The organism is Streptomyces sp. ISL-36, from assembly GCF_018614205.1.
In the GTDB taxonomy this organism is placed as follows: Bacteria; Actinomycetota; Actinomycetes; order Streptomycetales; family Streptomycetaceae; genus Streptomyces.
Genome location: NZ_JAGGOS010000105.1, coordinates 26,466 through 27,098, shown reverse-complemented (window position 1 = coordinate 27,098; position 633 = coordinate 26,466). Strand labels below are relative to the sequence as shown.

The 633-nt window shown below is 77.3% G+C and carries 1 pseudogene; it reads left to right on the top strand.

What is annotated here, in order from left to right:
* Positions 1–633, top strand: a pseudogene (locus J7E93_RS25870) (ABC transporter permease); the annotation flags it as partial.

Below are 633 nucleotides of genomic sequence, written 5' to 3'. Positions count from 1 at the left end.
TCGCCGACGCGCGCGACCGGGCGGCGCTGCGGGTCACCGGCGCGGACGCCCGGGTGGCGGGGGACGCCGACGCGATGCCGCTGCCGGACGGTCTGGCGGAGGCGGTGCGCGGGTCGGCCGGGGTGCGGGACGTGACGACGTTCCAGATCGAGTACGGGATCCCGCTGCCGGCCGGGACGGGCCGTTCGCCGGAGACCCGCAGCACGCCGCTGATCGGGGTGGAGCCGGAGTCGTACCACCGGATCGCCCGCCGGACCGGCTTCGGCGCCTTCCCCGCCGGGTTGCTGAAGTCCACCGGAACGGGCGGCCGGATCGATCCGGACCGGGTCCTTCCGGCGGTCGCCTCCCCCGGCGTCGCGGCGCGGCTCGGCACCGAACCCCAGGACGTGACGGCGGCCGCGGGTTCGTTCAAGGTGCGGATCGTGGCGGTCCGGACCGCCACCCCGGCGCTGCCCGGCGGCGACTTCCTGCTGGTCAACGGCGCGGACCTGACCAACCGGGCGGACACCGCGCTGCTGGCCTCCGGCCCGTCCGTGGACGGCGACGCGCTGCGGCGCGCGGTGGCGGCGAAGTCCCCCGACTTCTCCGTGGTCCTGCGGGCCGAACGGCGCGCCCTGTACGTGGACTCGCCGA